This window comes from Streptomyces sp. S6, from assembly GCF_054880855.1.
On record NZ_JBTYMC010000065.1, the window covers coordinates 1 to 18,679 of the forward strand.

Consider the following 18,679-nt stretch of genomic DNA (forward strand, 5'->3'; position numbering starts at 1 on the left):
ACGACGATCGCGGGCAGCGTCGGGCGGCTCTGCCGGTCGCCGTCGGCTGCGGGCAGGGGCACCACGGCCGCGCGCGCCGTGCGGGCGGCCCACGGTCTCCTCCAGTTGATCCCGGCCGTCCGGCGCGGGCGCAGCCGGGGATCCGGGACGGCGCTCTCGGTCGGTTCCATTCCCGTCCCTCTCACAGCCCGGCGGTGCCCACGCCGCGTGGGATCTCAACAGTAGGGTGCCGAGGGCGTGTGCGGGCAGCGGTCTTGGCCTGTTGCCGGATTACGCACCGGCCACCCGTAACGCGCCGAAATGCGCTGTACGGGTGGCCTTTCACGGCTACTCCTCGACCGGAAGAGCGGCGTCCGCCGCGGCCTCGGGGCCCTGTTCCAGGAGGACGGCGAACCCGTCCTCGTTCAGCACGGGCACCTTGAGCTGCATCGCCTTGTCGTACTTGGACCCGGGGTTGTCCCCGACGACGACGAAGGACGTCTTCTTCGAGACCGAGCCGGTGACCTTCGCTCCCCTCGTCTGGAGAGCCTCCTTCGCGCCGTCCCTCGTGTGGTGTTCCAGGGTGCCGGTGACGACGACGGTGAGGCCTTCCAGCGGGCGCGGGCCTTCGTCCTCCCCGGAGTGCTCGTCCTCCATGCGGACGCCGGCGGCCTTCCACTTGCGCAGGATCTCGCGGTGCCAGTCCTCGGCGAACCACTCTTTGACGGCGGCGGCGACGATCGGGCCGACGCCGTCCGTGTCCTTCAACTCCTCCTCGGTGGCCTGCTCGATCCGGTCGATCGAGCGGAACGCGCGCGCGAGCGCCTCGGCGGCGACCGGGCCGACGTGCCGGATGGAGAGGCCGGTGAGGATGCGGGCGAGGGGGCGTTCCTTGGCGGCGGCGATGTTCTCCAGCATGGCGACGGCGTTCTTCTTCGCCTCGCCCTCCTGGTTGGCGAAGACCGGGACGATCTTCTCCTCGCCGGTCTTCGGGTCGCGCTTGGGCAGGCCGCTGTCCTGGTCGAGGACGTACGCCTTGATGGGCAGGAGCTGTTCGATGGTGAGGTCGAAGAGGTCGCCCTCGTCGAGCAGGGGCGGGGTGTCCGGCTCCAGCGGCTTGGTGAGGGCGGCTGCCGCGACGTACCCGAAGTGCTCGATGTCGAGGGACTTGCGGCCCGCGAGGTAGAACAGGCGCTCGCGCAACTGGGCGGGGCAGCTACGGGAGTTGGGGCAACGCAGGTCGACGTCCGCCTCCTTCATGGGCCGCAGTGGCGTCCCGCACTCGGGGCACTCGGCGGGCATCACGAACTCCCGCTCGGTGCCGTCGCGCAGGTCCGCGACCGGGCCGAGGATCTCCGGGATGACGTCCCCGGCCTTGCGCAGCACGACCGTGTCCCCGATGAGGACGCCCTTGGCCTTGACGACGTCCTGGTTGTGCAGGGTCGCGAACTCGACCTCGGAGCCCGCGACCGTGACCGGCTCGACCTGCGCGTACGGGGTGACGCGGCCGGTGCGGCCGACACCCACGCGGATGTTGATCAGCTTGGTGTTGACCTCCTCCGGCGCGTACTTGTAGGCGATGGCCCAGCGGGGCGCGCGGGACGTGGAGCCGAGGCGGCCCTGGAGGGGGATCTCGTCGAGCTTGACGACGACGCCGTCGATCTCGTGCTCCACGGAGTGCCGGTTCTCGCCGAAGTAGGCGATGAACTGCCGTACGCCGTCGAGGTCGTTCACCACCTTGTTGTGGCGGGCGGTGGGCAGGCCCCACGTGTGGAGCAGGTCGTACGCCTGGGAGAGGCGGGTGAGGCCCTCGTAGCCCTCCAGGGCGCCGATGCCGTGGACGACCATGTGCAGGGGGCGGGTGGCGGTCTTGCGGGGGTCCTTCTGGCGGAGCGAACCGGCCGCCGCGTTGCGCGGGTTGGCGAACGGCTTCTCGCCGGCCTCGATCAACTGGGCGTTCAGCTCGGCGAACTTGTCCATCGGGAAGTAGACCTCACCGCGGATCTCGACGAGGTCGGGCACCACGTCGCCGGTGAGGCGGTCCGGGATCTCGGCGATCGTGCGGACGTTGGGCGTGATGTCCTCGCCCGTGCGGCCGTCGCCCCGGGTCGCGGCGCGGGTGAGGCGGCCGTGTTCGTACGTGAGGTTGACGGCGAGGCCGTCGACCTTCAGCTCGCACAGGAAGTGGTGGACGGTCGTGCCGACGTCCTTGTGGATCCGCTCGGCCCAGGCGGCGAGTTCGAGGTCGTCGAAGGCGTTGTCCAGGGAGAGCATCCGCTGGCGGTGCTCGACCGACGTGAACTCCGTCTCGTACGCGCCCGCGACCTTCTGGGTCGGCGAGTCCGGCGTGCGCAGTTCGGGGAACTCCTCCTCCAGGGCCTCCAAGGAGCGCAGGAGTTTGTCGAACTCCGCGTCGCTGACGACCGGGGCGTCGTTCACGTAGTACCGGAAGCGGTGTTCCTCGATCTGCTCCGCGAGCTGCGCGTGCCGCTCCCGGGCCTCCGTCTGCTTGTCGCCGGCCACCTTTGTTCCTCCGTTACTCAGGGTTGTCCGCGAGGGATCTCGCCGCCCGGACGCAGTGGGCGAGCGCGGTGCGGGCGTACGCGGGGGAAGCACCCGCCAGCCCGCACGCCGGGGTCACCGTCACGGCCTCGGCGAGAAGCGCCGGTGACAGCCCCAGCCTGCGCCACAGCGTCCTGACACCCATGACGCTACCGGCAGGGTCTGACAATGCCGTGTCCGTGCCCGGCACGACACCGGCGAAGAGCCGCGTCCCCGCCTCGACGGCCTCGCCGATCACGTCGTCGTCACGCTCGGTGAGAAGCGAGAAGTCGAAGGAGACGGCGTTCGCCCCGGCCCGGCGCAGCAGCGCGAACGGGACGTCCGGGGCGCAGGAATGCACGACCGTCGCCGGGTTGACGCCGAGGACGTCCCGCAGTGTCGCCTCCACGATCTGCCGGTCCACGGCCCGGTGCGTCCGGTAGCCGCTGGCCGTCCTGACCTGGCCGCGCAGGACGGCGGTGAGGGACGGTTCGTCGAGCTGGAGGACGAGTTGGGCACCAGGGACACGGCGTTGGACGTCCGCGAGATGCTGCCGCAGTCCCTCCGCGAGAGACCCGGCGAGATCCCGGCAGGCGCCCGGGTCGGACAGCGCGGACTCCCCGTTGCGCAGTTCCAGCGCGGCGGCAAGCGTCCAGGGCCCCACGGCCTGCACTTTCAGCAGCCCGCCGTACTCCTGCGTGAACTCCTCCAGCGCGTCCAGGTCCTCCCCCAGCCACGACCGCGCCCGCTTCGTGTCCCTCCCCGGCCGGTCCCCGAGCCGCCACCCGCTGGGCTCCACGCGCGCGTACATCTCGACCAGCATCCCGGCCGTCCGCCCGATCATGTCGGCCCCCGGCCCGCGCGCGGGGAGTTCGGGAAGATGCGGGAAGTCCTCGAACGACCCGCTGACGGTCTTGGCCGCCTCCCGGGCGTCACCGCCCGGCAGGGATCCGACACCGGTGGCGGGGGCGAAACGAAATTCAGGGTTCACAGGCGAAGCCTACGTAGCCCTCGCAGGGGCCTCGCCTCCGCCGTCAGCGCACCCAGTCCTTGAGGGGTTCGGTGTCGAGGGTGATACCCACCGGGTCGGGCAGGGTCACGGTGCGGCCGAAGGGGAGGCGGGTGAGGTTGGTGTAGACGCCATCCTCGGGTTCTGTGTAGACGAGGACCTCGCAGGTGGACCGGTCGACCAGCAGGTAGACGGGGATACCGGTCTGGGCGTAGGCGACAGGTTTGTCTTCGCGGTCACGCTTGTCCGTGTCGCTGTCGTAGGAGGTGACCTCGACGACCATGAGCACCCGGCTGGGGTCGGCCCACTCGCCCTGACCGGCGAAACCTCCCTTGACCGACAGAGCGCCGTCGGGCCTGGCAAAGCCATTGCGATAGCGCTCGATGCGCAGGCCCCGCGCGGGGTACAGCCACAGATCGGGGCGGTACCGCATGCAGTGTCGCGTCAACCACCGGATGGTTTCGCCGTGGTCGCCGTCCGGCTGCGCTTTGACTCCCAGCCTGCTGCGATCGATTCAGGGGCAACCTCCTCCGGTGATCTTCGGTCTTCCCATCTGGTTGTCGAAAGCCGGACCTGGGGGAGTTGCTTTCATGCCGTTGCGCCGTGTTTGGGTGCCGCCTGTGTTGTGGACGGTCGTGCTGGGGGTGTGGGGGCTGTCGCGGGAGAACAGTGTGTGGCGGGACGAGGCGGCGACCTGGCAGGTCGCGGAGCGGCCTGTGGGGGAGATCTGGGCGATGTTGGGGAACGTCGATGTCGTGCATGGGGTCTATTACCTGTTCATGCACGTCGTGTTCGAGTGGTTCGGGGCGAGTACGACGAGTCTGCGGCTGCCGTCGGTGGTGGGGATCGCGGTGGCGGCGGGGTGTGTGGCGGTCGTCGGGGAGCGGCTGGCGGACCGGTGGGTGGGGCTGGCGGCGGGGATGACGGTCGGGTTGCTTCCGGCGGTGCAGTTCCAGCTTCAGGAGGGGCGGTCGTACGCGCTGGTGGCGGGCGGGGCGGGGGTGGCGACCCTGTTGGTCGTCGAGGAGCTGTCGGGGAGGGCTCGCAAGGTCGCGTACGGGAGCGTCGTTCTGGTCATCGGACTACTTAACTGGCTCTCGCTGATGCTGCTCGTGGCGCATCTGGTGACGCTCCTGTGGAGCGGGGCCGGGCGGAAGGTCCTGGTGGGATGGGCGGTCGCCGCCGGGGCCGCGACGGCGGGGGTGCTGCCGTTGGTGCTGTTCAGCCGGGGGCAGTCCGAACAGGTGGCGTGGATACCGCCGTTGACCTGGCACATGCTGATCGGTCCCGCCGTCCTGATGGCGATCGGGTGTGCGGGGGCGCTGGTGGACCGGCCGAAGGCGGGGCAGTTGTCGGTGGCGGTGGTGGGGCTGCCGCTGCTGATGGTGCCGCAGCTCGGGCTGATCGGGTTGTCGTTGGTGCAGCCGCTGTACATGGAGAGATATGTCCTTTACAGCATGCTGGGGCTGGCACTTCTGATCGGATCGTCCTTGGGGGCGGCGATACGGACATTTTCGAAAGCGCGCGGGTGGGTGCTGGCCGGGGTGCTCGCGGTGGCGACGGTCGCCCTGCTGCCGCAGTCCCTGGCGAAGCGGTCCCCGGAGAGCCGGGTGGACGACGTCCTCGCCGTCGCTTCCGCGGTGGAGCGGCTGAAGGGGCCGGGGGACGCCGTGGCGTTCCTCCCGGGGGACCGGCGGGACGCGCGGTGGGTGTCGCCGGAGAAGTTCGAGGGGCTACGGGACGTCACGCTGGTGGCTACTCCCCGGGAGTCCGAGAACCTCAAGGGGGTGGAAGCGGACGCGGAACGGATCCGGGCCGCGCTCCTGGGTGAGCGGCGTGTCCTGCTGGTGTCCGACGCGGGGAAGGGCGCGCGGCCCGCGCGGGGAGCGCGGGACCTCGCGAAGAAGGGTGTGCTGGAGCGGTACTTCAGGGTGGTGGCCGACGAACGGATGCGGGGGCGCAGGGTGACGGTGTACGAGCGCCTCAGCGTCCCGGGCGGACCGTCAGGTCGTTGATCTCGGCGTCCCTGGGCAGGTCGATCGCGGTGAGGATCGCCGTCGCGACGGACTCGGGGTCGATCCAGCGGGCGGGGTCGTACTCCTTGCCCTCCTGCTGGTGCACCTTGGCCTGCATGGGGCTCGCTGTGCGGCCCGGGTAGACCGAGGTGACCCGGACGCCGTTGCCGTGCTCCTCGTGGCGCAGGGAGTCCGCGAGGGCCTTCAGGCCGTGCTTGGAGGCGGCGTACGCGGACCACTCGGCGTGGGCGTTGAGGCCGGCGCCGGAGTTGACGAAGAGGACGTGGCCCTTGGTCGTGCGCAACTGCGGCAGGAAGTGCCGGGTCAGCTCGGCGGGGGCGATCAGGTTGACGTTGAGCTGGTGGCGCCAGGACTTGGGGGTGAGGTCGCCGACGGCGCCGAGGTCGACGACTCCGGCGATGTGCAGGAGGGTGTCGACGCGGTCGGGGAGCGTCTGGTGGGAGAACGCCCAGCTCAGCTTCTCGGGGTCGGCGAGGTCGCCGACGAGGGTGCGGGCGCCGGGGAACTCCTTCGCCAGTTCCTTCGCGCGGCCCGCGTCGCGCGCGTGGAGCACGAGTTCGTCCCCGCGCGCGTGCAGCCGCCGGGCCACCGCGGCGCCGATTCCCGAACCGGCGCCGGTGATCACATGTGTTGCCATGCGGTCATGCTCGCATCAGGCGGTGGCCGTGAGGTACGCGAGTGCTCCCGACGGCTCGTCCGTGAAGAACATCAGCTCCGACAGGGGCCTCGGGAGGAACCCTTCCGCCTCCATCCGCTCGAACTGCTGCTTCAGCCCGTCGTAGAACCCTTCGGTGTTGAGCAGGACCACCGGCTTCTCGGTGTGCCCGTGCTTCTTCAACTCCAGGATCTCCGTCGCCTCGTCGAGCGTGCCCGTCCCGCCGACCATGATGACGACCGCGTCCGCCTTCTCCAGCAGCAGCTTCTTGCGCTCGGCGAGGTCCTTCGCGACGACCATCTCCTCGACGCCGGGACGAACCTTCGCGGCGAGGAAGTCGACCGACACCCCGCACAGCCGTCCGCCGGCCGCCTCGACCCCGTCCGCGACGACCTTCATCAGACCGACGTCCGAACCGCCCCACACGAGGGTGTGCCCGCCCTTGCCCAGGAGGGTCGCGAACACCCGCGCGGGGGTCGTGTAACGGTCGTCGAGGTCGGCGGCGGAGAGAAAGACACAGATACGCATGCAGCTCACCGTACGGGGGAACGTCCTAGGCCCTCGCGGCGTTTTCCCCACATGACCAACGGACACCGCATCACCGTCGAGCCGTCCTCCGCGCGTGTGCGCGTGGTGCACGGCGATCAGGTCCTCGCCGAGACGGACCGCGCGCTCCTGCTGGAGGAGACCGGCTGTCCCCCGCGCTACTACATCCCCGCCGAGGACGTCCGCCTGGACCTCCTCACCCCCTCCGACACCCACACCGTCTGCCCCTTCAAGGGCACCGCGTCCTACTGGTCCCTGCCGGACGCGCCGGACCTGGTGTGGTCGTACCCCGAACCGCTTCCCGACGTCGCGGCGATCAAGGGGCACTTGTGCTTCTACGACCCTGAGGTGTCCTGAGACACCCGGGTGCGTCAGACTTCGGCCGGCGTCCGGCGCGTGGTCGTGGCGATCGTGGCCGAGCCGACGACGCGCGTGTCGTCGTAGAGGACGATCGCCTGGCCGGGGGCGACGCCTCGGACCGGCTCGGTGAAGGTGACGTGGAGTTCGCCGTCGACCAGTTCGGCGGTGACCTCCGTCTCGCCGCCGTGGGCGCGGAGTTGGGCCGTGTACGTCGCCGAGCCGGTGGGGGGTGTGCCGCACCAGCGGGGCTTGATCGCGGTGAGGGCGGTGACGTCGAGGGAGGCGGCGGGGCCGACCGTCACCGTGTTGTTCACCGGCGAGATGTCGAGGACGTAGCGGGGCTTGCCGTCGGCTGCCGGGGTGCCGATGCGCAGGCCCTTGCGCTGGCCGATGGTGAAGCCGAAGGCGCCTTCGTGGGTGCCGAGCTTCTCGCCGGACTCGTCGAGGATGTCGCCCTCCGCCTTGCCGAGGCGCTTGGCGAGGAAGCCCTGCGTGTCGCCGTCGGCGATGAAGCAGATGTCGTGGGAGTCGGGCTTCTTGGCGACCGCGAGGCCCCGGCGCTCGGCCTCCGCGCGGATCTCGTCCTTCGTCGTGAGGGTGTCCCCCAGCGGGAACATCGCGTGCGCGAGCTGCTTCTCGTCGAGGACGCCGAGGACGTACGACTGGTCCTTCGCCATGTCGCTGGCGCGGTGCAGTTCGCGGGTGCCGTCCTCGCGCAGCACGACCGTCGCGTAGTGGCCCGTGCAGACCGCGTCGAAGCCGAGGGCGAGGGCCTTGTCGAGGAGGGCCGCGAACTTGATCTTCTCGTTGCAGCGCAGGCACGGGTTGGGGGTGCGGCCGGCCTCGTACTCGGCGAAGAAGTCCTCGACGACGTCCTCGCGGAACCGGTCCGCCAGGTCCCACACGTAGAACGGGATGCCGATCACGTCCGCCGCGCGGCGGGCGTCGCGGGAGTCCTCGATCGTGCAACAGCCTCGCGCGCCCGTGCGGAAGGACTGCGGGTTGGCGGAGAGGGCCAGGTGGACACCGGTCACGTCGTGGCCGGCTTCCGCTGCTCGGGCAGCGGCTACAGCGGAGTCGACCCCGCCGGACATGGCGGCGAGGACTCGGAGGGGGCGCGCGGTCTCAGTCATAGCTCCTCCAGGGTACGGGGCGGCGGGAACCTGGTCGCCCGGATATGCGTTGGAGATCATGTGGGGGCGGTGCGAGAGAGGGTGGTATGGGGTCCAGGAAGAGAGACATCGGCAGGCGTTCGCTGATCCTCGGAGGTGTGGCGGCGGTCGTCGGGGGCGGGACGTTCGTCGCGCGGGACGAACTGTCGAGGCTGTGGTGGAAGCTGCCGGGGAACCGACGGCCCCGGGTGGCGGGGGCGGTCGACTTCCAGGGGGCGCGGTGGGTGGAGGCGTCCGAGGCGAACTTCCGCTGGGCCGACCGGCCGGACGACTACGAGGTCGACATGATCGTCGTCCATGTCACCCAGGGGGATTTCGCGAGCGCCGTGAAGGCGTTCCAGGATCCGGGGCATCAGGCGGCGGCGCACTACATCGTCGGGCAGGACGGGCGGATCGCCCAGCTGATCCGGGAGCTGGACGTCGCGTACCACGCGGGGAACCGGGCGTACAACGAGCGCAGTGTGGGGATCGAGCACGAGGGGTTCGTGGACCGGCCGAAGGACTTCACGGACGCGATGTACGCGGCGTCCGCGCGGCTGGCGGCGGGGGTCTGTGCGCGGTACGGGATTCCGGTGGACCGGGAGCACATCATCGGGCATGTGGAGGTGCCGGGGACGGATCACACGGATCCCGGGGAGCACTGGGACTGGGACCGGTATCTGAGGTTGGTGCGGGAGGCTCGGGAGGGGGTGGTGAAGAGGGAGGCGTGAGCCGGGCGCCTACGACAGGCCCGCCGCCCTCGCGCGTTCCACCGCCGGGCCGATCGCCTTGGCGACCGCCTTGACGTCGTCCTGGGTGGAGGTGTGGCCGAGGGAGAAGCGGAGGGTGCCTCGGGCCAGGTCGGGGTCGGTGCCGACCGCCAGCAGGACGTGACTGGGCTGGGCGACGCCGGCCGTGCAGGCGGAGCCGGTCGAGCAGGCGATGCCCTGCGCGTCGAGGAGGAGGAGCAGGGAGTCGCCCTCGCAGCCCGGGAAGGTGAAGTGCGCGTTCGCGGGGAGCCGGCCGCCGGGGGCGGGGTCGCCGCCGAGGATCGCGTCCGGGACGGCCGTCCGGACGGCGTCGACGAGGGTGTCCCTGAGGGCGCCGATGTCCCTGGCGAAGGTCTCCTGACGGTTCGCCGCGTGCCGGGCCGCCACCGCGAACGACGCGATCGCCGGGGTGTCCAGGGTGCCCGAGCGGACGTGGCGTTCCTGGCCGCCGCCGTGCAGGACGGGGACGGGGGTGTGGTCGCGGCCGAGGAGGAGGGCGCCGATGCCGTACGGGCCGCCGATCTTGTGGCCCGAGACCGTCATCGCCGCGAGGCCGGACTCCGCGAAGTCCAGGGGGAGCTGGCCGAACGCCTGGACGGCGTCCGCGTGCATCGGGACGGCGTACTGCCTTGCGACGTCCGTGAGTTCGCGGATCGGCATGACCGTGCCGATCTCGTTGTTCGCCCACATGACCGTGACGAGGGCGACGTCCTCCGGGTTCCGCTCGATCGCCTCGCGCAGGGCATCGGGGTGGACTCTGCCGTACCGGTCCACCGGAAGGTACTCGACCGTGGCGCCCTCGTGCTGGGCGAGCCAGTCGACCGCGTCGAGCACGGCGTGGTGTTCGACAGGGCTGGCGAGCACGCGCGTCCGCGCCGGGTCACCGTCCCGCCGTTCCCAGTACAGCCCCTTGACGGCGAGGTTGTCCGCCTCCGTACCGCCCGACGTGAACACGACCTCACTCGGACGCGCCCCCAGCGACTCCGCGAGCGCCTCCCTCGCCTCCTCGACCGTCCGCCTGGCCCTGCGGCCCGCCGCATGCAACGCCGAGGCGTTACCGGTCACTCCCAGATGCGCGGTCAACGCATCCACCGCCTCGGGGAGCATGGGGGTGGTCGCGGCGTGGTCGAGGTAGGCCATGGTTCAGCGATTGTACGGGCCGGGGGTGGGGTGGGTGCGGGTAGGGGGCGGGGGTGAGGGGTGGGTGCGGGTTGGGGGTGGGTGAGGCGCGGTGCGTTCGTATGGCGGCGTAGCCGCCTTCCAGGGGCGCGGGGAACTGCGCGAACGGCCACGCTGGGCCCGCAGTCGCCCGCTTGCCGCAACCACCCGAGTCCGTGGGCGCCCCGCAGTCGAACGCCCTGTCCGATTCCTGCCAGCGCCGTGCGGTTCTCGTCGCGATGCTCGTTCGCATGAAGCGACTTGAGGGAAACGTGGCGTTGGTCACCGGTGGGAGCCGGGGGATCGGGGCGGCTGTGGCGGTGCGACTGGCTCAGGAAGGGGCCGATGTCGTTGTCGCTTACGAGAGGCAGGGGGAGGCCGCCGAGGATGTGGTAAAGCTGGTCGAAGGGGAGGGGCGGCGAGGGGTGGCCGTTCAGGTGGACTGTGGTGAGGCGGAGGCTCTCGTGAAGGCCGTGAGGGAGGTTGCGGCTCGCTGGGGACGGCTCGATGTGCTCGTCAACAATGCCGCCGTCTTTCCGACCGGGCCGCTTGAGGGGTGGAGCGTGGCCGATGTCGACCGGACGCTCGCCGTCAACGTGCGGGCACCCTTCCTCGCCGCTCAGGCCGCCGCGCGGCACATGGACCGGGGCGGGCGGATCATCAGCGTGGGGAGCAACATCGCCGACCGAGTGCCTTTCCCGGGGCTGGCGTTGTACGCGCTGAGCAAGACGGCGCTGGAGGGGATGACGAGAGGGCTGGCGAGGGAGCTCGGGCCGCGCGGGATCACCGTCAATCTCGTGCACCCGGGGCCGACCGACACGGACGCCAACCCGGCGGACGGGCCGAACGCGGAGGGGATCGCCGGGCTTACGGCGGTGGGGCGTTACGCGCGGCCCGAGGAGATCGCGGCGACGGTCGCGCACCTCGCGGGACCGGAGGGGACGTACATCACCGGTGCGTCGATCCGGGTGGACGGGGGTTTCACCGTGTGAGCCTCACATGCTCCACGAGATCGTGGAGTCGGCCTGCACGAACGCGGCCAGGACGAGCAGGTCCGCGATGCCGAGGGTGAGGCCCAGGAGGGCACGCCCTCGGCGTGTGGTGCCGCGCAGGAGGGCGACCGAGGCCAGGACGATCGCGATGGGTCCGAGGAAGAGGTTCAGGACGAGGAGGCCGACCAGTCCCAGGACGAACGCGGCGACGGCCATGCCGTCCGTGTCGCGGGCGAGGTCAGGGGTGGGGCGGCCGGCGGGGGCGGTGAGGTGCGGCATGGCGGATCAGGCTTCCCTTCGGGTGCCGGTACGACGACGGGCGGCGCGCTCCCGGACGGCGAAGATCGCGAGCCAGGCCGCGATGACGACGGCGCCGGTCACGGTGACGCTCAGCGGGGCGTGCGCGACCGTACCCAGGGCGACGCCGAGCAGGAGCAGCGCGGCTACCAGGAACAGCATGGGTGGTCCCTTCACGAGTGACGGGCAATTCACGAGCAACAGTCAGTGAACAGTTGTCGTTACAGTTGTTCACTGACTCAGAAGTCTAGTCTCTGGGCCCGGCTTTCCAATTACGGAGAACAGTTGTTAACTGGAGAGATGAGTCACACCCTCGGCGTCCGGCAGGCCCAGAAGCAGAAGACCCGTCAGGCCTTCCTGGACGCCGCGCTGGAACTGCTGGAGGAGCAGAGCCTGAGCAGCCTCGGCCTCCGGGAGGTGACACGTGCCGTCGGCGTCGCCCCCACCGCCTTCTACCGGCACTTCCGCTCGATCCCCGACCTCGGCGTCGCCCTCGTCGACCAGGCCCTCGGCAGCCTGCACGCGATGATCCGGACGACGGTCGTCGCGACCGACGACCCCGAGCAACGCATCGCCCGCGCCATGGAGTTGATCGAGGGCCACGTCTCCACGCACCCCGCGCACGTCCGTTTCATCGCCCGTGAACGGCACGGCGGCGTCCAGCCCGTCCGCGAGGCGATCCGCGCCCAACTCGCCCGGTTCGCCGAGGAGGTGCGCGACGAACTCGCCAAGGACCCCGAGTCGGCGGACTGGAACGACCGCGACCTCCTCATGCTGGCCCAGCTCTACGTCGACCAGATGCTGATCGTCGCCTCCCTCTTCCTGGAGACCCTCGACGCCCCGCCCGCCGAACGCGCCCTCGCGACCGACCGGGTGGCCCGCCAGCTACGCCTGATCGGCATCGGCCGGCTCCACTGGAACGACTGAGTACAGGGCCGCGACGGAGGCGAGCGCCGCGCGCAGTTCGGCGCGGACCTCGGGCGGCGAGAGGACCTCCACCTGGTCGGAGAACATGAGGAGTTGACGGGCGGCCTGCAACCGGCCGTACCGCAGACGTACGGTGACCCACTCCCCCGAGAGGTCGAACTCGTCCTGCGAGGGCGACAGTTGGGGCGCCGCGAGCCGGAGGAAGAAGTCGAGGCGTGCTCGCCGGACCCGTGCGACGACCTCGACGCCGGCCGGGCGTTCCTCCACCTTGCGCCTCAACACCTCCCAGACGTCGGCGAGTTCGACGCCGGGGCGGCGCCGGACCGGGTCGGGGAGCTGTTTCGCCGACTGGACGCGGTCCGTGCGGAAGAGCTGCGGCCCGCCCCGGCGGTCGGCGACGAGGTACCAGACGCCGGCCTTGGCGACGAGGCCGTAGGGGTCGACGGTGTAGGTGCGGGGCTCGGTCGTGCCGCTGTGCCGGTACCTCAGGCGTAGGCGGCGGTCCGCGAAGACGGCGTCCTGGAGGACGTCCAGGCCGACGGCGTTCGCCTCGCCGTCCGTCCACCAGCGGGTGGCGTCGACCAGGATGCGGCGGCTGGTCGCCTCGGCGGCGGGGCGGTGCGGGGCGGGGAGCGCGGCCATCACCTTCCGCAGGGCCGAACCGAGCGCCGAGTCCAGGCCCAGCGCCTCGTGCGCGCCCTGTGCCGCCAGCACGAACAGCGCCCTCGACTCGTCGGCGGTCAGGCCGGTGACGTCCGTGCGGAATCCGGCGAGCAGCCTGATGCCGCCGTGCCGGCCGCGTTCCGCGTACACCGGCACCCCGGCCGCCGACAGCGACTCGACGTCCCGGTAGATCGTCCGCACGGAGACCTCCAGACGGTCGGCCAGCTCCTGGGCGGGGACCAGTCCCCGGGTCTGGAGCAGCAACAGGATGGACAGCAGGCGATCCGATTTCACCGGAACAGGATCTCGCGAAACCTGACGGAAGGTGTCAGGTTTCGGGGTCAGCATCGCCGTACACCGCAGCCGTTACGGAAGGCACGTCCATGAACACCGACCCCCGTCCCGTCTTCGCCCGAGCCGCCACGCAGATCGGCGAGTTGATCCGGTCCGTACGGCCGGAGCAGCTCGACGCGGCGACTCCCTGTCCGGAGTTCACCGTGCGGAGGCTGCTGTCACACATGGTGGGGGTGCTGGTGCGGGTCGCCGTGACCGGGGAGGGGCGGGACGGGCTCGCGGTGGTGGCGTTCGTGGAGGGGGTCCAGGACACGGCATGGGTGACCGCGTTCGAGGAGGCGCACGCCCGCGTCGAGAAGGCGTGGGCGGACGACGCGCTGCTCCAGGAGACCGTGCGGGTGCCGTGGGGCGAAGTGCCGGGGAGCGCCGCGCTGGCCGGGTACCTGATGGAACTAGCCACCCACACCTGGGACTTGAGCGAGGCACTGGGCCGACCTCTGCAACTCTCCCCGGAGGTCGGCGAGTTCGCCCTCACCACCGCCCTGCGCTCCCTCCCCGGCCCCGACCGCCCGGCCGACATCCCGTTCGACTCAGCCCGCCCGGCCCCCGAAGGAGCCGACCCCTACGGGAAGTTGGCGGCATGGACGGGCCGAGACCCGCTCTGGTCCGCGTGACCTCGGGGGAAGTACCACGCGGCGAGGCCCGAGCCCAGTCCGCCCACCACTCAGCGCCACACGCAACACCGCGCACCTCGGGCTCAGGGCCGCCACCCTCGGCCTCACCCCCGCACACCTCACACTCAGCACCACCCACCCCAGCCCCAGCGCCACACGCCTCGGCGCCAAGGCCGTCCGGCTCGGACTCGGCGCCGCGCACCCCAGCCTCACGGCCGCATGCCCCGCGCCGGAACCCCACCCCCCGGCCCGGTCCCGCGTGTCTCAGTCCTGTGGCAGCATGACCCGCGCCAACTGCCGTGACTGTGCGACCAGTCGGTCCTCGCTGTCCCAGATCTCCGCGTCCTCCTCCAGGAAGCCGCCGGCGAGGTTGCGGGTGGTGATGGAGACGCGGACGGGGCCGGGGGCGGGCAAGGCCCTTATGTGGGCGGTCAGTTCGACTGTGGGGACCCAGCCCTGGATGCCGAGGTCGAAGGCGGTCGGGGGGAGGGCGTCGACGGCCAGCAACAGGGAGAGGGGGTCGGCGTCGCGGCCGTCCGCGAGGCCGAACCAGGCGCGGGACTCACCCTTGCCGGAGGGCCGGCCGAGGGCCCAGCCGACGGTGGCCGGGTCGAGTTTCAGCGTCACGCGCTGCGCGATGGGGTGCGGGTCGGTGGAGCCCGGCGAGTCCTCGGGTCCGACACAGTGCGCCAGGGGCGGGAACGCGGGCGGCTTCGCGGAGGTGCGGACGTCGTCGGGGAGGCTCGCGAGGTCGCCGTAGGAGGCGAGGACGCGGATGCGCTCGGTCTCGGTGCCGTCGGCGTCGTGCTGGAAGAGGGACGCCTGGCCGGTGGAGAGCGTGCGGCCGGTGCGGACGGTCTCGGTGCGGACGACCGCCGGGCCGGGGCGGGAGGCGCTCAGGTAGTGGGCGGAGATCGTGAAGGGGTGCGGGTGCGGCAGCGTCTCGCCGAGGGCGCGGCCGAGCACGGCCAGGAGGTAGCCGCCGTTGAGCGCGCCGAAGATCGTCCAGCCCGCCGGGAGGTCGATGTCGTACACCCCCGGGACGCCTGAGGTGCGTGGGGTGAGCGTCGTCGCGCGGTCGAACTCGCTGTCTCCGACGGTGGCCGGGGCGGCTGTCTCTGGCATGGGTGAACGATACAGGAGTCCATTACTAAGCGGTAGCTTTACCAAAGGTCAGGCAATATCTCGGTAAGTGTCCGCTCGCGGCCGTAAACCTCGCGGCCCGGATTTCCCTCTGTAGGGACATGAGCCTTACCGGGACCCCGTTCCTCTACACGCTGATCGTGCTGGCCGTCGTGGCCGTCGCGCTCCCGCTGTTCCTGTGGACGCGGCTGCGCGGGCCGCGCGTCCTGCGGGGCGGGGTGCGCTTCCTCATGCTGCTGTTCGCCCAGGGCACGGCCATCGCGCTGGTCTTCACCCTGGTCAACAACTCCAACAACCTGTACGACAACTGGTCGGACCTGCTCGGCACGGGCGACCACGTCAACCAGGCCCGTGACCTCGGCGCCAGCGGCACCGGCGGGATCTCGGTGAAGAAGCTCCCGAAGGTCAAGCAGAAGTTCACCGAGGCCAGCGGCCCCGGGATGAACGCGGCCGGCGGGGTCATGCAGACCGAGCTGAAGGGCCAGGTCTCCGGCGTCACCGCCGAGGTCTACGTGTGGCTGCCCCCGCAGTACAACGACCCGTCCCTCAAGAACATCCACTTCCCCGTCGTCGAGCTGCTCCCCGGCTACCCCGGCTCCGCGAAGGCGTGGTTCGGCTCCCTGCACGCCCACGAGCAGCTCGCCACGCTCATGCGCCAGGGCAAGGTCGCCCCGTTCATCCTGGTCGCCCCGCGCACGACGCTCCTGGCCGGCGTGGACACGGGGTGCGCGAACGTCCCGGGCACCGTCAACGCGGACACCTGGCTCAGCGTCGACGTCCCGAAGATGGTGACGGACAACTTCCGCGCGCTCCCCGCCCCCAAGGGCTGGGCGGTCGCCGGGTACTCGGCGGGCGCGCACTGCGCGACGAAGCTCGCCATCGCCCACCCCGACCGCTACCGCGCCTCCGTCAGCCTCTCGGGGTACAACGACCCGATGGGCGAGCGTTCCTCCCTGACCGCCCAGGACCCGGTCCTGCGCAAGGAGACCAACCCCTACTTCATGCTGAGGCACGCGGCCACTCCCCCGGCGATCGCCCTCTACCAGTCCGGTCAGCCGGGTGACGGGTACGAGGCGGGCCTCGCGCTGAAGAAGGAGGCCAAGGCGCCGACCGTCGTGGACGTGATCTACATCCCGAAGAAGGTCGGCGGGCACAACATGAAGCTGTGGAAGCCGCAGGTCGTGCCGGCGTTCCAGTGGCTGACGAAGCAGATGGGGCTGACCAACGTGAACGACGGCGGCGGCGCCGGGGGCGGCGCCGGAGGTACCCCGGGAGGCGCCGCGGGTACTACGGGTAGCACGGAGGCGTCCGGCAGCACGGGTACTACGGGTTCCAGGGGAACCGGCACCGCCGGCGTCCGGAGCGCTACTCCTCTCGGACAGTAGAGCGGCGGTTCCACGCGCGGGGTGCCCGCCAGTGGAACCGCATCGCGAGCAGCCGCAGCACGAACGCGGTGACGGCGGCGAGGCCGCTGGTCAGCGGGGTGAGGGCGTCGTAGTGGATGCACAGGACGACCATCGTCGCGCCGACCATCGCCGGAACCGCGTAGAGGTCGCGGTCCCAGCGCAGCAGTGAGGGGACCTCGTTGGCGAGGACGTCCCGCAGGACACCGCCGCCGACGCCGGTCGCGAGCCCCAGGGTGGCCGACGCGGTGAGGCCGAGACCGTGGTCGTACGCCTTCGTCGTCCCCGTCACGCAGAACAAACCGAGGCCCGCCGCGTCGAAGACGTTCACCGCGTTCTGGATGCGCTCCACCTCAGGGTGGAGGAAGACGACCAGGAGGGCGGCGATCAGCGGGGTGACGAAGAAGCCGAGGTCCGTGAAGGCCGCCGGCGGGACCGCGCCGATCACCAGGTCCCGGAACAGCCCTCCGCCCAGCGCGGTGACCTCGGCGAGGACGGCGATGCCGAAGACGTCGAAGTTCTTGCGGACGGCCAGCAGCGCGCCCGAGAGCGCGAAGACGAAGATGCCGGCCAGGTCGAGGGTGTGCTGGACGGAAGGGCTGAAGATTTGCTGAAGCACCCGCACATTCTTCCCTATCGGCGGGTGTACTCCTTGCTATGCAAGGTCATGTGTGGCTAGAGGGCCGGTTTCCCTGTGGTGAAGATCCACTTGGTGAAGAGGTCGTCGAGCCGCTGTCCCGAGATCTTCTCCGCGAGGCGGATGAACTCGGCCGTGTTCGCGTTGCCGTAGCGGTGGAGTTTCGTCCACGCCGGCAGGAGCTTGAAGAACGCGGTGTCGCCGATGCGTTCGCGCAGGACCTGGAGGGTCATCGCGCCGCGCTGGTAGACCGCCGAGGCGAACATCGTGTCGCGCTGCGGGTCGGCCACGGTGATCTGCCAGAACGAACTCGTCGAGGGGCGGGAGTCGTAGCCGGCGAGGAACGCGTCGTGCGCGGTGCGGGTGCCCTTGTGCTCGTCCCACAGCCACTGGCTGTACGTCGCGAAGCCCTCGTTCAACCAGATGTCCTTCCACCTCTCCACGCTCACCGAGTCGCCGAACCACTGGTGCGCCAGTTCGTGGACGATCGTCGACTCGCTGCGGACGGCGGAGTAGACCGGCTTGCTCTGGACCTCCAGGGAGAAGCCCGCCTCCGGCATGTCGTCGACGATCGCGCCGGTCTCCTCGAAGGGGTAGGGGCCGAAGACCTGGGACCAGTAGTCGGTGGCGGCGGCGGTGACGGCGTACACGTCGACGTCGTTGCTGTTGGCGAGGACGGGGTCGATGGCCACGTAGATGGGGGTGCCGCCGGGGGTCGTGCCCGTCTTCACGTCGAACTTGCCGATCGTCGCCGTCGCGAGGTAGGTCGCCATCGGCTTCGTCTCGCGCCAGTGCGTGTACGTCGAGTCGCCCTTGTCGAACGTCGAGACCAGGCGGCCGTTCGAAACCGCCGTCAGGCCCTTGGGAGTTCGGATGCGGATGTCGTACGTCGCCTTGTCCGCGGGGTGGTCGCTGGAGGGGAACCACGTCGACGCGGCGTTCGGTTCGCAGGCGACGAAGACGCCGTCCGTCGTCTTCATCCAGCCGTACTTCGAGCCGAAGACTATGGGGCCGCCGAGGGGTTCCGGTACGCCGCCGTACTCGACGGTCACGGTGAACGTCCGGCCCTTGTGCAGGTATTGACGTGGCGTCACCTTGATCTCGTCGCCCGACCTGGTGAACTCCGCCTGCTTTCCGTTCACTTGGACCTTCGTGACCTCCAGCTTCTGGAGGTCCAGGTCGAACGCGGAGAGGTTCTGCGTCGCTCTGGCGGTGAGGGTGGTCCTGCCGTCCAGGCGGTCCGTGTCGGGGTTGTACGCGACGCCCAGGTCGTAATGCAGGGCGTCGTAACCGCCGTTGCCGAGCTGCGGGAAGTAGGTGTCGCCTATGCCGTCCCCTCCGGGGGTGGGGGCAGGGGAGGCTGCGACTACGAAGAGGGTGGCTGCCGCCGCGACTGCGGTGGCAGCCCATGCCGAACGGGAGAGTGCCATGGTCGTCCCTTTCG

General features: G+C 70.6%; 20 protein-coding genes. 7 read left to right on the top strand and 13 right to left on the bottom strand.

Features of this window, described 5'->3' with window-relative positions:
• Window positions 1-327: 327 nt before the first annotated feature.
• Genes ligA through ACVNF4_RS12005 form a run of 3 tightly spaced genes read right to left on the bottom strand, consistent with a single transcriptional unit; the run spans window position 328 to window position 4,043 of the window.
• Window positions 328-2,502 (bottom strand): NAD-dependent DNA ligase LigA, encoded by a 2,175-nt coding sequence (gene ligA / locus ACVNF4_RS11995; protein ID WP_461802736.1) that lies wholly within the window; start codon window positions 2,500-2,502, stop codon window positions 328-330.
• Window positions 2,503-2,515: 13 nt separating this feature from the next.
• Window positions 2,516-3,511: a methionine synthase gene (locus ACVNF4_RS12000; protein ID WP_461802737.1), complete on the bottom strand. Its 996-nt coding sequence runs from the start codon at window positions 3,509-3,511 to the stop codon at window positions 2,516-2,518.
• A 43-nt stretch (window positions 3,512-3,554) separates the two neighbouring features.
• Window positions 3,555-4,043, bottom strand: a complete 489-nt coding sequence (locus tag ACVNF4_RS12005; RefSeq protein ID WP_461802762.1) for a Uma2 family endonuclease — start codon at window positions 4,041-4,043, stop codon at window positions 3,555-3,557.
• 76 nt (window positions 4,044-4,119) lie between these two features.
• On the opposite strand from ACVNF4_RS12005, the gene ACVNF4_RS12010 reads away from it, so the two are divergent.
• Window positions 4,120-5,544 carry a glycosyltransferase family 39 protein gene (locus ACVNF4_RS12010; RefSeq protein WP_461802738.1) on the top strand — a complete coding sequence of 475 codons (1,425 nt, stop codon included), beginning with the start codon at window positions 4,120-4,122 and terminating at the stop codon, window positions 5,542-5,544.
• Here ACVNF4_RS12010 and ACVNF4_RS12015 read toward each other — a convergent pair.
• Both ACVNF4_RS12015 and ACVNF4_RS12020 read right to left on the bottom strand, forming a co-directional pair.
• The gene (locus tag ACVNF4_RS12015; RefSeq protein WP_461802739.1) at window positions 5,513-6,202 is read right to left on the bottom strand and encodes an SDR family oxidoreductase; all 690 of its coding nucleotides are present in this window, start codon (window positions 6,200-6,202) and stop codon (window positions 5,513-5,515) included. The two genes, ACVNF4_RS12010 and ACVNF4_RS12015, sit on opposite strands and share 32 nt — an antisense overlap.
• 15 nt (window positions 6,203-6,217) lie before the next feature.
• Window positions 6,218-6,748, bottom strand: coding sequence for an LOG family protein (locus tag ACVNF4_RS12020; protein WP_461802740.1), 531 nt, complete (start codon window positions 6,746-6,748; stop codon window positions 6,218-6,220).
• A 51-nt stretch (window positions 6,749-6,799) separates the two neighbouring features.
• On the opposite strand from ACVNF4_RS12020, the gene ACVNF4_RS12025 reads away from it, so the two are divergent.
• Window positions 6,800-7,123 (top strand): DUF427 domain-containing protein, encoded by a 324-nt coding sequence (locus tag ACVNF4_RS12025; protein WP_461802741.1) that lies wholly within the window; start codon window positions 6,800-6,802, stop codon window positions 7,121-7,123.
• A 14-nt stretch (window positions 7,124-7,137) separates the two neighbouring features.
• Here ACVNF4_RS12025 and mnmA read toward each other — a convergent pair whose 3' ends face one another.
• The gene (gene mnmA, locus ACVNF4_RS12030) at window positions 7,138-8,259 is read right to left on the bottom strand and encodes a tRNA 2-thiouridine(34) synthase MnmA (protein WP_461802742.1); all 1,122 of its coding nucleotides are present in this window, start codon (window positions 8,257-8,259) and stop codon (window positions 7,138-7,140) included.
• Window positions 8,260-8,345: 86 nt separating this feature from the next.
• Between mnmA and ACVNF4_RS12035 the strand changes: the two genes are divergently transcribed.
• Window positions 8,346-9,008 carry an N-acetylmuramoyl-L-alanine amidase gene (locus tag ACVNF4_RS12035; protein ID WP_461802743.1) on the top strand — a complete coding sequence of 221 codons (663 nt, stop codon included), beginning with the start codon at window positions 8,346-8,348 and terminating at the stop codon, window positions 9,006-9,008.
• A gap of 9 nt (window positions 9,009-9,017) precedes the next feature.
• On the opposite strand, the gene ACVNF4_RS12040 is transcribed toward ACVNF4_RS12035, so the two are convergent.
• Window positions 9,018-10,187: a cysteine desulfurase family protein gene (locus ACVNF4_RS12040; RefSeq protein WP_461802744.1), complete on the bottom strand. Its 1,170-nt coding sequence runs from the start codon at window positions 10,185-10,187 to the stop codon at window positions 9,018-9,020.
• 269 nt (window positions 10,188-10,456) lie between these two features.
• Here ACVNF4_RS12040 and ACVNF4_RS12045 point away from each other — a divergent pair, with 269 nt between their 5' ends.
• Window positions 10,457-11,197: an SDR family NAD(P)-dependent oxidoreductase gene (locus tag ACVNF4_RS12045; protein WP_461802745.1), complete on the top strand. Its 741-nt coding sequence runs from the start codon at window positions 10,457-10,459 to the stop codon at window positions 11,195-11,197.
• A 3-nt stretch (window positions 11,198-11,200) separates the two neighbouring features.
• On the opposite strand, the gene ACVNF4_RS12050 is transcribed toward ACVNF4_RS12045, so the two are convergent.
• Complete coding sequence (locus ACVNF4_RS12050) at window positions 11,201-11,476, bottom strand: DUF4190 domain-containing protein (RefSeq protein ID WP_461802746.1); 276 nt, start codon at window positions 11,474-11,476, stop codon at window positions 11,201-11,203.
• A gap of 6 nt (window positions 11,477-11,482) precedes the next feature.
• Window positions 11,483-11,656, bottom strand: a complete 174-nt coding sequence (locus ACVNF4_RS12055) for a hypothetical protein (protein ID WP_461802747.1) — start codon at window positions 11,654-11,656, stop codon at window positions 11,483-11,485.
• 138 nt (window positions 11,657-11,794) lie between these two features.
• Between ACVNF4_RS12055 and ACVNF4_RS12060 the strand changes: the two genes are divergently transcribed.
• Window positions 11,795-12,421 (top strand): TetR family transcriptional regulator, encoded by a 627-nt coding sequence (locus tag ACVNF4_RS12060; RefSeq protein WP_461802748.1) that lies wholly within the window; start codon window positions 11,795-11,797, stop codon window positions 12,419-12,421.
• On the opposite strand, the gene ACVNF4_RS12065 is transcribed toward ACVNF4_RS12060, so the two are convergent.
• Complete coding sequence (locus ACVNF4_RS12065) at window positions 12,380-13,378, bottom strand: helix-turn-helix transcriptional regulator (protein WP_461802749.1); 999 nt, start codon at window positions 13,376-13,378, stop codon at window positions 12,380-12,382. The genes ACVNF4_RS12060 and ACVNF4_RS12065 overlap by 42 nt on opposite strands.
• Window positions 13,379-13,467: 89 nt before the next feature.
• Here ACVNF4_RS12065 and ACVNF4_RS12070 point away from each other — a divergent pair, with 89 nt between their 5' ends.
• A complete protein-coding gene (locus ACVNF4_RS12070) occupies window positions 13,468-14,052 on the top strand; it encodes a TIGR03086 family metal-binding protein (protein WP_461802750.1) in 585 nt (194 codons plus the stop codon).
• A gap of 264 nt (window positions 14,053-14,316) precedes the next feature.
• On the opposite strand, the gene ACVNF4_RS12075 is transcribed toward ACVNF4_RS12070, so the two are convergent.
• Window positions 14,317-15,177, bottom strand: coding sequence for a thioesterase family protein (locus ACVNF4_RS12075; RefSeq protein WP_461802751.1), 861 nt, complete (start codon window positions 15,175-15,177; stop codon window positions 14,317-14,319).
• A 119-nt stretch (window positions 15,178-15,296) separates the two neighbouring features.
• On the opposite strand from ACVNF4_RS12075, the gene ACVNF4_RS12080 reads away from it, so the two are divergent.
• A complete protein-coding gene (locus ACVNF4_RS12080) occupies window positions 15,297-16,580 on the top strand; it encodes an alpha/beta hydrolase (protein WP_461802752.1) in 1,284 nt (427 codons plus the stop codon).
• Here ACVNF4_RS12080 and ACVNF4_RS12085 read toward each other — a convergent pair.
• Both ACVNF4_RS12085 and ACVNF4_RS12090 read right to left on the bottom strand, forming a co-directional pair.
• Window positions 16,561-17,217 (bottom strand): trimeric intracellular cation channel family protein, encoded by a 657-nt coding sequence (locus ACVNF4_RS12085; protein WP_461802753.1) that lies wholly within the window; start codon window positions 17,215-17,217, stop codon window positions 16,561-16,563. The two genes, ACVNF4_RS12080 and ACVNF4_RS12085, sit on opposite strands and share 20 nt — an antisense overlap.
• 56 nt (window positions 17,218-17,273) lie before the next feature.
• On the bottom strand, window positions 17,274-18,665 hold the full coding sequence (locus ACVNF4_RS12090; protein WP_461802754.1) for a M1 family metallopeptidase: 1,392 nt from the start codon (window positions 18,663-18,665) through the stop codon (window positions 17,274-17,276).
• Window positions 18,666-18,679 lie beyond the last annotated feature (14 nt).